Genomic DNA, 13,475 nt, shown 5'->3' on the forward strand with positions numbered 1-13,475 from the left:
CTCCCTTTAAAATGGAGCCACCCGATAAATCATTATGGCGAATAAAACAAGTGTAATTGTAATCGGCGGTGGCCCCGGTGGTTATGTTGCGGCAATTCGTGCAGCACAGCTTGGCGCAGAAGTTACTTTGATTGAAAAAAATAAATTGGGTGGTACTTGCCTTAACGTTGGTTGTATCCCCACAAAAGCTTTGCTTCATGCCGCTGAAATTATGGAAGAAATGAACCATGCGGCGGAGTATGGCATCAAGGTAAAATCTGAAGGTTACGACTGGAAACAGGTTTTGGAAAAAAAGGGTGCCGTTGTCAATCAGTTGGTTGGCGGTGTAACAGGTTTATTAAAAGCAAACAAAGTGAAAGTTGTTGAAGGGGAAGCATCTTTTACAGGGGCGAAAACCCTTTCTGTAAAGAAGAAAGACGGCAAAGTAGAAACCCTTTCAGGGGATAAAATTATCATTGCTGCTGGCTCTGTGCCTGCCATTCCTCCCATTCCAGGGGTGGAGGGCAACCCTGCTTGTATCGACTCAACAAAGGCTCTTTCTTTGGAGAACCCACCTAAGAGTCTTTTGGTAATCGGCGGTGGTGTGATTGGTATGGAATTGGCAACAGCGTATCAGGCTTTTGGCACAAAGGTGACAATTGTTGAGGCTATGCCTAAACTTCTTCCAATGATGGAAGGGGAATTGACAGCAATGCTTCGTGGCTTGATGGAGAAAAAAGGTATGGAGATTTTGACAGAAGCAAAGGTTCTTTCTGTTGGAAAATCCGGGACGAAAGCTGAGGTTCAGGTGGATGTCAAGGGGACGAAAAAAGCCTTTAAAGCTGAAAAGGTTTTGGTTGCTGTAGGCAGAAAAACGGACACAGCAGCATTACAGCTTGATAAAGTTGGTATCCGTCATGATAGAGGTAAAATTCAGGTGAATGAATATATGGAAACCAGCGTAAAGGATGTTTATGCCATCGGCGATTGCTTGGGACAAATTATGTTGGCCCATATTGCTTCTGCCCAAGGTGAGATTGCGGCGGAAAATGCTCTTGGACATAAAACGGCTTTTGATAGCAAGACAAATCCTTCTTGTGTATATACCATGCCTGAATTCGCAGGGGTTGGCTTAACGGAAGATGGAGCAAAGGAAAAGGGCATCGACTACGGCGTGGGAAATTTCCCTCTCTTTGCCAATGGGAAAGCTCTGATTGCCAACGGCGGTGTTGGCGCTATCAAAATTTTGTACGGTAAGAAATATAACGAAGTTTTAGGGGTGCATATCCTTGGACCAAGAGCAACGGATATGATTGGTGAGGCGGCCCTTGCCATTGGTTTGGAAGCAACGGTAGAAGAGGTTATCAATACAATTCATGCCCATCCTACGGTATCTGAGGCTGTGCGTGAGGCAGCTTTAGCGGCAGAAAAAAGAGCAATCCATATACCTAATAAATAATTCTAATTTGGTATATTTTGGTTATACAAAAGAGAAAAAGGTTCCATGGATATAGATAGGGCGTCACCCTTTTGGTGACGCCCTATCTTTGTATTGTATTTATTTTCTGCGACTTTGAAATTTTCCTGTATAAGTTGCTTTTTGCAGAATGTGTCCATCGGCTGCTTTAAAAAAGTCTTCACGAGTAGATTTTATAGGCAAATCTAATTTGGTATCTAATGTATAGATGGTAAAAGTATAGAAGTGTATCATTTTTAACGGCGGTTTAGGGCCTTTGTAGCAATGCTTTCCATAGGCGACCCCTTGCATAGCACCATCGAGACTTCCAGAAGTTTTTCCCTTTGGTACGCCTTTAGGAATAACTGACACAATTGGTAAGTTCCAAATTAGCCAATGATTGTAGTTTTTGAATAGAGGGTGGGACACATCATCTAACGTAATTGCAATTGAAATAGCGTGTTCATCCACTTCTGCTATATGTATTTCAGGAGAAATGTCTATTCCTCTTGCTGTATATTCTATTGGAATCCATTCTCCCTCTTTGAAAGCTGGAATTGCAACTTCTAATTGACTCAAATTCATTCACCCCATTATATATAAAAATCCTTTATTTTACATTATAGCAGGAAATAAATTTCTCATCAATGACTAAAGCTTATATAAAACAAGGTTTCCCTGATTTCGTGTTATGCTGTATTATTCTGCTTCTTTATCAGAAAAAGTTACTGTTACTGCAACACCAGCGGTGGAAACAGATTTTCTAAAATCGCTACCCATGCTCATGTTTAAATTATCTTTGTCTGTACCTATTTTTAGCCATAAAAGTTTAATTCTATAGGTGTAGATTTCGTTAGCGGCATATAGGCAATAGATTTACAATCTGAGAAATACGTTTCGCTTACAGGTGCAGTGAACTTGGTGTAACCGGTTTCATCGATAGTAAATAGATCAAAATTGTTATTACTTGTACAAATGGCTATTCTATTTCTTAAAAACTCCTCCTCTCCATAAGTCGCTCCATTTTCAACCCATTCACCGTTTTGATATGCCCATAAATTAATTGAAAAGGATTTTATTGTTTCGTCTATGCTATAATCAAAAAAGAAAACTTCGTCATCAAAAATACTTAGTACTTCTTGTGTTTCGGCGGAAAATTGGCTCGGCTTTATGATCATTGTGTTTTTTGACGCAACAGGATTGGAACAAGCTGATAATAATAAAAAAACAAATAGCAGTAATAGATAAGATTTTCTTTTCATTCTTTTCCCCCTAAAGTTAGTTATTTCCTTTTTTTACAGCATAGCAGATAGTATATGCTTTAACAATACAGATTGCAAAATTTTAATATAATAAAAATTTGAAAATTTTCTTGAAATTTGATTCCCATGCGATAAGGTACTATACATTCATTAAGTCATGGCTGTTCTAGCTATCCCTCTATTTCAGGCTCCTAAGTGCTGAAAAATCATTTTGTCGTATTTAGCTTTTCTATACCACCCTATTCCAATCATTGTAATTCCAATAAGAAAAACAACTATTTTTTTAGTAGAATGGGGTGAAACAAGCACGAAACGACTATGCCAGTACCAGCACCAGTAAAAAAATCGATGATTGATTTATTTTTTTCATGCTCTTTACTTGGTTAAGCATTCCATTAAATTATCATCAGCTTTCAACTTAAATTCTGAATCCTTAAGACGTTGGCAATCATGGCATTTGCTTTGGTGATATAAAATGTTTTCTTTTTTTATAAAATAATTATCTAAATTATATTGACATTTTAAATTAGAATGCTATAATTACCATATCTAAAATAAAACTGATGATTAAGAGGAGTAACCTTTTTGTTCCGCTTCCAGAGAGTTGCAGGTGGTGAGATTGCAACAGTAGGGCGTTAGGTGAATGGACTTATGAGGGCGGGCGAAAGCTTCGGCGAGTAGTACCCGACGGGAACCGTACCCGTTATCCAGACGGACTGTATAATTGTACAGTGAGCGAGTGGACGATTTTATCGTCAATTTGGGTGGTATCGCAGGATTTCCAAGTCTTGTCCCATAGTGTATGGGATAAGGCTTTTTCTTTTTGTCTATGAAAGAAAATAGGATAAATCCGATGCCCGTTTGGACGGTTACATAGGTTTAGAAGAGATGAGAATTAGGAAAAATGAGACGAGAAAAAGGAGAGAGTGGTATGAAGAAATTTTTAGCAATGGCGTTGGTATTAGCAATGGCAACTTTGGCAGGTTGCGGGAGTAGTAGTGATGAGGGTGCAACGGAAGGCGATAGTGCAAACGCAAATGCAAATGTACCTGTAATCGGTATTTCCCAGTATGGACAGCATGCTTCTTTGGATAATTGCCGAGAGGGCTTTTTATTGGGCCTAGAAGAAAGTGGTCTGGTAGAAGGCACAGATTACACTGTTGATTACCAGAATGCCGGTTTTGATGATAACATAGCAATGCAGATTGCACAGAACTTTTCCGCCAAGAACGTAGCTTTGATGTGTGCAGTAGCAACACCCTCGGCAACGGCTTGCTACGCAGCAGCGGAAGATAAAGACATTCCTGTGATTTTTACAGCTATTACAGACCCAGTTAAGGCGAAACTAGATACAGGCAATATCACAGGTACCAGCGATAAGCTGCCTGTTGAGGCACAGCTTGAATTAATTCGTGCATTACAGCCTGAAGCAAAAACAATCGGTATTCTTTATACAACAAGCGAGCCTAACTCTGTAGCTGCAATCGAAGAGTATAAGGAAAAAGGCCCCGAGTTTGGCTTTACAATTGAAACCATCGGTGTAACACAGCAGGCAGAAGTTTTACAGGCAGCAGATAGCATTATCGCAAAAGGTGTGGATTGTATTTCAAACTTGACAGATAATAACGTGGTAGGGGTTTTGCCTTCTATTTTAGAAAAAACAAACGATGCCAATATTCCCGTTTACGGCAGTGAAATTGAGCAGGTAAAATTAGGCTGTGTGGCTTCTGCAGGTATTGATTATATCGCATTAGGCAAACAGACAGGTGAAATGGCTGCAAAAATTTTAAAGGGCGAAGCAACAGCAGAAGAAATGCCTTACGAAACAATTTCAAGCTATGACACATATGTGAATTCTCAGGCTTTGACAGACTTGGAAATTACAGTTCCCGCTGATATTGCTGAAAAAGCCATTGAAGCAGCAAACTAAGGGTTTTCCAAGGTTGGAAGAGGAAATAGAAAGAGGTTTTTAGTATGGTTTTTGTTGATTTATTAATCAGTACACTTACGCAGGGTTTGATCTATGCTTTGTTATCCTATGGTGTTTTTATTACCTATAAAATATTGGATTTTCCAGACTTGACTGTTGATGGCAGTTTCCCCTTGGGAGCGGCCATTACGGCAGTGCTTTTGGTAAACGGAATGAACCCATATTTGGTGCTTTTGGTTTCAGCAGCCATTGGTGCTTTGGCAGGCCTTGCAACAGGGTTTATGCACGTTAGATTAGGCGTACGGGACTTATTGGCAGGTATCATTACTATGACTGCTTTGTTCTCCATTAACCTTCAAATTGCAGGATCCAATCTTGCAGTAGAACGTGCCATTGATACTATTTTTACCGCAGAACCCACAATGGCGCTATTAGGATCTATGTCTTTGATGTATCGCAAATTTATTGTTGCTTTGGTCATTGCTTTGCTTGTAAAGATTTTGTTAGATTTGTATTTAAAGACCAAGAACGGTTTGCTTTTACGGGCAGTAGGGGACAACAGTACGCTGGTTACCACTTTGGCAAAAGACAAAGGCACAATGAAGATTTTGGGCTTAGTAATAGCAAATGCATTGGTTGCTCTTTGCGGTAGTGTAGTTTGTCAGGAACAAAGGGCTTTTTCCAGTACCATGGGTACAGGTCAGGTGGTATTTGGTTTGGCAACGGTTATCATTGGTACCACGTTGTTTAGACGCTTTGGCTTTGTAAAAGGCACCACTGCTGTTTTGGTAGGTAGCGTATTCTATAAAATCTGTATTCAAGTTGCAATCAGTATGGGTCTTCCTGCAAACTTGTTAAAATTGGCTATGGCTGTACTGTTCCTGGCAGTCCTTGTTTTGGGGGACAGAAAGAAAGGTGGTGCGGAACATGCTTGAATTGAAAAATATAACAAAAATTTATAACCCTGGGCAAGTTACAGAAATGTGCTTGTTTGATAAGTTTGACCTTACTGTTACCGATGGTCAGTTTGTTTCCATTGTAGGCAGTAACGGCAGTGGTAAGACCTCCATGCTAAATATCATTTGTGGCAGCATTCCCATTGAGGGTGGAGAGGTTTTGGTTGGTGGCAAAGATATTGCTAAAATGAAGGATTATCAAAGATACCGCTCTATTGGGCGAGTGTACCAAAACCCGTCTATGGGTACTTGCCCTAACTTAACAATGTTGGAAAATATGTCTTTGGCAGATAACAAAGGAAAGCCTTTTGGACTCTCTTTTGGAATTAATAAGTCTAGAGAAAACTATTACAAAGAACAGCTTTCTATTTTGGGCCTGGGCTTGGAGAACAAAATGCACGTTAAATTGGGCGCCTTGTCTGGTGGTCAGCGTCAGGCTACAGCTTTAATTATGTCAACACTAACACCCATTGAGTTTTTGATTTTGGATGAGCATACGGCGGCGTTAGACCCGAAAACAGCTGAAATCATTATGGATTTAACGTCAAAAGTAGTAAAAGAGAAAAATTTAACGGCTATGATGGTAACCCATAACTTACGGTATGCAGTTGAATATGGTAACCGCTTAATCATGATGGATAAAGGCGGGATGGTTATGGATAAAGCTGAAGATGAAAAGAAAAATATGAAAGTGGAAGATATTTTAGATGTCTTTACGTCGATTAGTATTGAGTGCGGCAATTAAGCCGCACTTTTTTATTTGCTGAAAACTAGCTACAAACCCCATAGATATCAAGGAGAAAAAGCCGCACTTTTATATAGTTAACAACATTCCTAGGTAATAATTGTAGTAAAATCTCTCCAATGGAGGTTTTGGTTATATTTTATAGCAATCAATATGAAATTTTAAAAAAATTCTTGGTTCTCAAATAAATACATCCTTATAAATTTACCTAAAAGTAAATTTTTTAAGAAATAAACAAAATTTTGTCTAAGATAATTTTTTTTTAGTATAATTTGATTGATAAACAATTGAATTTATGTTAAATTAAGGATATACAATTTTTCACAATACGAGTAGCAATTATGAGAAGCGGGAACGAGAAGAAATATAATTTTTATTAATGAAGTACAGAAATTAATAAGCTTTTGTCTCAACTACTTATTTTATTGGAGACAAAAAGGTTCAAATTACTTATTGTTTTGTGTGTATTTAACCATAGTAAAGAAGGCTTTTCTCGTAAATAGGTGATGAGGAGTAGGCGCAAATGAAAGCATATTAGGCTTTTAATTTGAAGGAGGGATTTAGGCACAAGCGAATTTATTTCAAATGAAATTTCTGCCTTGTTAGACAACACGCGTGGGCTTTAAGCAGTTATAGTGTCTAATGGGTGGAGATTTTTTGTGTAGGGTGATTAAAATTTGCTATTGCAAGAAGATTTTAAAGCATCTGACCATTCTCAGAAGTGCTAAAGGAAGAGGGGCTTGAGGAGAACTATTATACAGCCTGGAGTATTTAAGATTGTATGCAAGGAAAACGATGGAACAGGGGAAGAAAGGGTGTTAGTATGAAGTATTTTACGAAAAGCATTGTACGAAAAATGATTCTAACAACGATTGTACCGGCAGTTATCATGTTTTTAGTTCTTATTTTTATTGTTGTTGGAAATGTAAAAAATAGCATTGGCGAACAATCCAATGAAGTGATTAAGCGCAGTTCCATTAGTGCCTCGTGGCAAATTAGCCAATTCTTTGCAGATTATATGTCTTTGGTTAAGACAGGTGCAGTTAATGATACTTTTAAAAATTATATGAGCGATTTAACAACTGACACGAGGGCTGTGGATTCTCCTGAATATGAAAGTATTTTAAATGAGTTAAAGCAACTTGCATACCTTGATACAACAAATATACAGGCAGCATGGATAGGGGATCTTGATTCCAGTCAGCTCGTTATGTCCGACGGATTTGTATCTGAGTTGGGCGGAGATTGGGTAATCACTGAGCGTGCATGGTACGTCTCAATGATGGAAAGACTGGGGGTGGCTATTTCAGAACCCTATATTGATGTAAATACCCAGCAATTAGTAGTAACGATTGCGGCACCTGTTTATAGCAATGGTGAAATGGTTGGTGCCTTTGGTGTTGATATGGCCTTGAACCAGTTAACAACAATTTTAAGCGGTTTGAAGCTAGGCGAGACAGGCTATTATTCCTTTGTAACCAAGAATAATACGGTTTTATATCACCCTAACGAAGAATATGTTATGAAAGCTGTTTCCGATTTGCCTGTGGAACAGGTGGCAAAAGATATTTTAACGAATGTCTCCGCTGATGTTGTTAAGTATGAGGTGAATGGCGAAAAAGTCCATGGTTTTACTTCATCCATTGGTAGTACCGGTTGGAAGGTAGTTTCTTCAATGCCAAATCAAGAATTTGAACGGCCCTTTATAAAAGTTCAGGAGATATTATTCTTCATAATCGGTATTATTATGTTGGCAATTTGCGCAATCATTTATATTGCAGCAAGGAATATTGTAAGACCTTTACGCCAATTGGCAGATGTTTCTGATAGAATTGCAGAAGGAGATCTTGATGTTGAAATAAATATTAAAACGAATGATGAAACATCGTTGGTAGCAGCATCATTTAATAAAACTGTGGTTCGGCTTAAGGGTTATATTGCATACATAAATGAAATTTCTGAACTGTTAAAACAGATTGGCGATGGTAAGTTACAGCTTGATTTCAAACAATCTTACGATGGGGAGTTTGCAATCATCAAAGATGCGTTGGTTTCTACAACAGAAATGTTGAATGATACTCTTTCCCAAATTAATCTGGCTTCAGAACAGGTTGCTTCCGGTTCCGATCAGGTTTCCAGTGGGGCACAGGCTCTTTCACAAGGGGCGACTGAGCAGGCCAGCTCCATCGAAGAGTTATCTGCAACAATGAACGATATATCTTCCCAGATTAAGCAAACAGCTGAAAATGCTACAAAGGCTAGGGGAATTGCTCAAGAGTCGTCTACTGCAACTACCAATGGGCAGGGGCAGATGAAACTTATGGTTGAAGCAATGGAAGAAATCAGCCGTACCTCCCATGAAATTAGTAAAATCATTAAAAATATTGACGATATTGCATTCCAGACAAATATTTTGGCTTTGAACGCTGCGGTTGAAGCTGCAAGAGCAGGAAATGCAGGGAAAGGTTTTGCCGTAGTAGCTGACGAAGTGCGTAACCTTGCAAGTAAATCGGCTGAAAGTGCAAAGAATACATCTGCATTAATTGAAAGCTCACTGCATGCAATCGAAAAAGGTACGCAGATTGTAAATCGTACCGCAAATTCCTTAGAAGAAATTGTTCGTGGTTCTGAGCAGTCTGCAGAAATTATTCAGTATATTGCGGATGCAAGCATTGAACAGGCAGAGGCAATTACACAAGTTAACATGGGTGTAGAGCAAATTGCTGCGGTTGTGCAGACCAATAGTGCTACGGCTGAGGAAGAAGCTGCGGCAAGCGAAGAATTGTCAGCACAGGCACAATTACTAAAAGAGCTCTTATCTAAATTTACATTGAAGTCTGATATAGTGGCTAGAGATAGTTACCATGAAAATGTTGAAGTGCCCCAGTACGATGAATATGAATTCGATACCTATGAAGATGGTGACGACTACAAGTATTAATTTAGGTTCACACCTTAATGTAAGCTTAACTTTGTAAAATAATATAAAGTACTAGAAAACCTCCAAGTCGTAAAGGAATGAATCGGCTTGGAGGTTTTCTTCATTGAAGAGCATTTAAGTCAAGGGAGAGTGTTGCCGGTGTATTTATCTGAAAATGAAATAATGAGGTGGGGGCAAGATTTAGTAAATAATTTTAAGTCAAATGCTTTTTATAGAATATTGGAGTAGATCTGTCTTTGTACGTGCATCTACTCGAATAAATCAGGATACCAGTGTTGTCAACACAGTGGGTGTAAAGGAGGGATACAAGTCATATAAGAACAAAAAGCATTAAGACATATCGAAGTTCGATATGCCTTAAAATAAATTCATATGGGGATATACGTGAATCTTTGAAACATAAGTGTTGGTGGAATAAGCTTTAGGAGAGAAAGATTTACAGAAATATTCTTGCTGCCGTTGCAAAGAAAATACAGGACATAATGCCAACGGCAGTGGGTATTCCAGCGGCTAAAGCAGTCCACTTCCAGCTACCTGTTTCCTTTTTTATTGTCAGTAACGTGGTGGAGCAAGGCCAATGCATAAGTGAAAAAAGCATGGTGCAGATGGCAGTTATCCAGGTCCATCCATTGTTTACGAACAGTTCCTTCATCTCTACCAAACTATCTAATTCAAGGATACTGCCTTGAGACATATAAGCCATGATAATAATTGGAACGACAATTTCATTTGCTGGGAAACCCAGTATAAAGGCCAAGAGAATGACTCCATCCAGACCCATAAGTCTTGCAAGAGGATCTAAAAATGAAGCACAGTGATTTAAAACGCTTGTATCGCCAACGGTTATGTTGGCCATTAGCCAAATAACCATACCGGCAGGAGCAGCAACGACAATGGCTCTGCCTAACACAAATAGGGTTCTGTCAAAAATGGAGCGGACGATGACTTTGCCGATTTGTGGTTTGCGATAGGGTGGGAGCTCCAAGGTGAAGGAAGATGGAACACCTTTTAATAATGTTTTGGAGAGTATTTTTGTTACTGCGAAGGTTACGAAAATACCCAATACTATAATGGACGTTAGTAATAAAGCAGATACAATAGATGAGTATGCACCGCCTGCAGTACCTACAAAAAACATTGTTAATATTGCGATTAAAGTTGGAAACCTACCGTTGCATGGAACAAAGTTATTGGTGAGTATTGCCAACAACCGCTCTCTAGGGGAATCGATAATACGGCAACCAACAATTCCAGCTGCATTACAACCAAATCCCATACACATAGTCAATGCCTGCTTTCCGCAAGCACAACAACGTTTAAAAGATTTATCTAAGTTGTAGGCAACTCTGGGTAAGTAACCCGCATCCTCAAGAAGGGTAAATAATGGAAAGAAGATTGCCATAGGCGGTAGCATGACAGAAACAACCCAAGCCAAAACACGAAAAACGCCAAGAACCAAGATACCATGCAGCCAATTAGGGGCATTCATATATTGGAAGAATTCCGTTAGACGGTCTTGAACCCAAAAGAGCCCATCGGCTAACATTTGAGAGGGATAGTTTGCCCCAGTAATGGTTAGCCAAAATACTAATGCCAAAAGAGCCAGCATAATGGGGTAGCCTGTTACTTTACTGGTTAAGATTTTATCTATTTTTCGGTCAGAGGCATTGTATCCTTCTTTCTCAAAGGTAACAGCCCCTAAGCAGACTTCTTCAGCTTTCCTTACGAGGGAAGAAACAATCTTATCTTTAAGCAAATCTGAGTCGATTTTATACGAATCAAGAATACTTTTCCCATGAGCGTAGGCTTCGTTTAACTCCTCATCATTTAAAAAATCATAGCCAAGATAAGTATTGATTTCTCTGACGAGGGACTCATCTTGATCCAATAGTTTTAAACTAAGCCATCTGCTATTCAACATTTCGCCAACCTTATTTTTTACAACGGGCTCTAGAACACCAATGGCTTCTTCGATTTCTTTTGGATATTGAATACTAAGTGGAGTCGCCTTAATATTGCCATCTACTACTTTATCAACAACTTCCATAAGAGTGGACAGACTATTCTTTTTTCTTGCCACAGCACCAACCACAGGCACACCCAGTCTTTTAGAAATGGCATTAAGGTCAATTTTGATGTGTTTTCTTTTTGCTTCATCCATAAGGTTAATGCAGACAATTACATTTTTTGATATTTCAAGGGTCTGTAATACTAGGTTCAGGTTTCGTTCTAAGCAGGTAGCGTCACATACAACCACTACCACATCAGGTTCGCCGAAGCAAATGAAGTTTCTTGCCACTTCTTCTTCTGCTGAATGGGCCATAAGAGAATAGGTCCCTGGAATATCTACCAGAACATAGGAGTGATTTTTCGTAGAGCAATACCCCTGGGCATTTGTAACTGTTTTTCCTGGCCAGTTACCTGTATGTTGGTTCATACCCGTAAGACCATTAAATACTGTACTTTTTCCAACGTTCGGGTTACCCGCAAGGGCAATTACTTTATCCCCGGGTAATTGTTTTTTAATTTCCAAGCCGGAATCTACTGCCTTGATTCCAATAGAGCTATTTGTCAGGCCCATTTTACACCTCCAAAATTTAATATCATTGACGAGTTACAATCACATTCTTACAATCTTCCGAGCGAATTGCAATTACAGCACCTCGAATGAGAAATGCAGAGGGGTCACCACCGGGGCTTCGTCCTAAACACTCAACATTGGTATTTTCTACTAACCCGATATCAAGCAAGCGCCGACGCATACTTCCTGTGGAGAGGAGTGTATTTACAATGGCGTGTTCTCCTGGGTTTATATCATTAAGTGAATTTGTATTCATAGCAATTCCGCCTTTCGAATAAATTTAGGTTAAGGAAACTTTCTATGAACATAGTATTCTTTGAAAAGAGAAATGTGTTTGTCAGTGGATGTAAATATTAAGGGGACATAATGATGAGTATATCTGACGAGTTTTACACCTTAAAAGGTTATCAAATGAATGAAGCCGTAGAATTAACTTCAGCTATGGAGGATTATTTAGAAATGATTTGCCGAATTTTCAAACACGAAAACAGTGTACGAGTGAGCGACCTTTCAAAGATGTTGAATGTAAAGCCCTCATCTGTAACAAAAATGGTGCAGCAGTTAAAGGATTTGGGATATGTGAATTCCGAAAAGTATGGGCAGATAAGTCTTACAGAACTAGGTAGAGCAGAGGGAGAGTATCTTTTATACCGCCATGAAGTAATCCATCGGTTTTTATGTGTCTTAAATCAATCGGAAAATGAGTTGGAACAGGTAGAGAAAATTGAACATTTTTTAAATCATAGAACGGTAGAGAATTTAAGTAAACTTACGAAATGTTTACAATCTGAATTGAAAAAGCCATGAGAGTAGATGACTTACAGCAGTTTGTAAGGAAAAAACGAATTAAAGATGGTGGATATTGACGAGGGTATTAGGTTTTTATTCTTATTAGAGTCAAATTGGATTTGAACAAATTAAGCTAACAAAAGAAAATCGCTTTGGTAAAGCTCTATTTCCACCAAGGTAAGTAGGACTAAAATATTTTTCACTACTTTTAGGTAATTAAAGAAGTAAAGTTTCTTTATACTATCAAAATATACATAAATTCCAAGATATTAATTCCATTTCTAAAATTTGCCATGATGTTGCAAACGAATTGGTATCCATACAGGATTTTCTTCCCTAAAAATCTTATTGTATAATTTTCCCTAATAGAATAAATAAACATAATTTAAAATAAGTAAATTTCATCTATTTTATACATTGCTTTCTCCTAATTATTATATTAAAATGAAATAAATAATATCATAATGCGAAATAATGTTTCGTATTATGATATATGAAGCCGAAAAATAAATGTAGCTATAAGAAGTTTTTAAGCAAAACCAATTAAAACGACAGTAGAGAAAGCGGGGAGGTTGTTCTTTAGCTTTTGATTTCGAGTTGATGGGAAATTTGCATGGGAATTCTTTATCAGGATCTTATGTCCTGAGGGCTATTTATATTTGGGCTTTTTTACATTTCTGGAAGCATGTTGAATGTGTAATTTTGATATTCTAGTAGATGCAAGTCGAATTTTCACCAAAGACAAAGGTTTTTTATAAATCTGTTTAACAATTTTTGTCTGTAGTCAGAATAAAGCTTGAGCTGCACGATTTTTGTTCCAACTGCAACGGAAGTGC

10 protein-coding genes and 1 other annotated feature are annotated in these 13,475 nt (G+C 38.3%); of the genes, 6 read left to right on the forward strand and 4 right to left on the reverse strand.

The annotated features are described in order from the left end of the window. The first annotated feature begins 34 nt into the window (after positions 1–34). Positions 35–1,438: a dihydrolipoyl dehydrogenase gene (gene lpdA / locus RBQ60_RS05190; protein WP_307885510.1), complete on the forward strand. Its 1,404-nt coding sequence runs from the start codon at positions 35–37 to the stop codon at positions 1,436–1,438. A gap of 99 nt (positions 1,439–1,537) precedes the next feature. Here the strand turns inward: lpdA and RBQ60_RS05195 are convergent, their stop codons facing one another. After that, entirely contained in the window at positions 1,538–2,014 is a 477-nt protein-coding gene (locus tag RBQ60_RS05195) for a YbhB/YbcL family Raf kinase inhibitor-like protein (RefSeq protein ID WP_307885511.1), read from the reverse strand. Between the two features lie 236 nt (positions 2,015–2,250). Next, positions 2,251–2,697 (reverse strand): hypothetical protein, encoded by a 447-nt coding sequence (locus RBQ60_RS05200; RefSeq protein ID WP_307885512.1) that lies wholly within the window; start codon positions 2,695–2,697, stop codon positions 2,251–2,253. Between the two features lie 554 nt (positions 2,698–3,251). Further along, positions 3,252–3,496, forward strand: a binding site (T-box leader). Positions 3,497–3,628: 132 nt separating this feature from the next. Between RBQ60_RS05200 and RBQ60_RS05205 the strand changes: the two genes are divergently transcribed. From RBQ60_RS05205 to RBQ60_RS05220, 4 genes are all read left to right on the forward strand, one after another. Next, positions 3,629–4,627, forward strand: coding sequence for an ABC transporter substrate-binding protein (locus RBQ60_RS05205; protein WP_307885513.1), 999 nt, complete (start codon positions 3,629–3,631; stop codon positions 4,625–4,627). Positions 4,628–4,671: 44 nt separating this feature from the next. Next, a complete protein-coding gene (locus tag RBQ60_RS05210) occupies positions 4,672–5,562 on the forward strand; it encodes an ABC transporter permease (protein WP_307885514.1) in 891 nt (296 codons plus the stop codon). Then, positions 5,555–6,328 (forward strand): ABC transporter ATP-binding protein, encoded by a 774-nt coding sequence (locus RBQ60_RS05215; protein ID WP_307885515.1) that lies wholly within the window; start codon positions 5,555–5,557, stop codon positions 6,326–6,328. Before RBQ60_RS05210 ends, RBQ60_RS05215 begins: the two co-directional genes overlap by 8 nt. 823 nt (positions 6,329–7,151) lie before the next feature. Beyond that, on the forward strand, positions 7,152–9,269 hold the full coding sequence (locus tag RBQ60_RS05220) for a methyl-accepting chemotaxis protein (RefSeq protein WP_307885516.1): 2,118 nt from the start codon (positions 7,152–7,154) through the stop codon (positions 9,267–9,269). 436 nt (positions 9,270–9,705) lie between these two features. On the opposite strand, the gene feoB is transcribed toward RBQ60_RS05220, so the two are convergent. Beyond that, on the reverse strand, positions 9,706–11,850 hold the full coding sequence (gene feoB, locus RBQ60_RS05225; RefSeq protein ID WP_307885517.1) for a ferrous iron transport protein B: 2,145 nt from the start codon (positions 11,848–11,850) through the stop codon (positions 9,706–9,708). A 22-nt stretch (positions 11,851–11,872) separates the two neighbouring features. After that, a complete protein-coding gene (locus RBQ60_RS05230; RefSeq protein ID WP_307885518.1) occupies positions 11,873–12,106 on the reverse strand; it encodes a FeoA family protein in 234 nt (77 codons plus the stop codon). 110 nt (positions 12,107–12,216) lie between these two features. Here RBQ60_RS05230 and RBQ60_RS05235 point away from each other — a divergent pair, with 110 nt between their 5' ends. Next, on the forward strand, positions 12,217–12,657 hold the full coding sequence (locus RBQ60_RS05235; protein WP_307885519.1) for a metal-dependent transcriptional regulator: 441 nt from the start codon (positions 12,217–12,219) through the stop codon (positions 12,655–12,657). Positions 12,658–13,475 lie beyond the last annotated feature (818 nt).

Source organism: Anaerotignum sp. MB30-C6, from assembly GCF_030908465.1.
Lineage (GTDB): Bacteria > Bacillota > Clostridia > Lachnospirales > Anaerotignaceae > Chakrabartyella.

What these genes read in the sequence shown, in the direction of transcription:
- RBQ60_RS05200 (WP_307885512.1), bottom strand. Translation starts at nt 2,697, where the DNA reads ATGAAAAGAAAATCTTATCTATTACTGCTATTTGTTTTTTTATTATTA.
- RBQ60_RS05220 (WP_307885516.1), top strand. Translation starts at nt 7,152, where the DNA reads ATGAAGTATTTTACGAAAAGCATTGTACGAAAAATGATTCTAACAACG.
- lpdA (WP_307885510.1), top strand. Translation starts at nt 35, where the DNA reads ATGGCGAATAAAACAAGTGTAATTGTAATCGGCGGTGGCCCCGGTGGT.
- RBQ60_RS05205 (WP_307885513.1), top strand. Translation starts at nt 3,629, where the DNA reads ATGAAGAAATTTTTAGCAATGGCGTTGGTATTAGCAATGGCAACTTTG.
- RBQ60_RS05215 (WP_307885515.1), top strand. Translation starts at nt 5,555, where the DNA reads ATGCTTGAATTGAAAAATATAACAAAAATTTATAACCCTGGGCAAGTT.
- feoB (WP_307885517.1), bottom strand. Translation starts at nt 11,850, where the DNA reads ATGGGCCTGACAAATAGCTCTATTGGAATCAAGGCAGTAGATTCCGGC.
- RBQ60_RS05230 (WP_307885518.1), bottom strand. Translation starts at nt 12,106, where the DNA reads ATGAATACAAATTCACTTAATGATATAAACCCAGGAGAACACGCCATT.
- RBQ60_RS05210 (WP_307885514.1), top strand. Translation starts at nt 4,672, where the DNA reads ATGGTTTTTGTTGATTTATTAATCAGTACACTTACGCAGGGTTTGATC.
- RBQ60_RS05235 (WP_307885519.1), top strand. Translation starts at nt 12,217, where the DNA reads ATGATGAGTATATCTGACGAGTTTTACACCTTAAAAGGTTATCAAATG.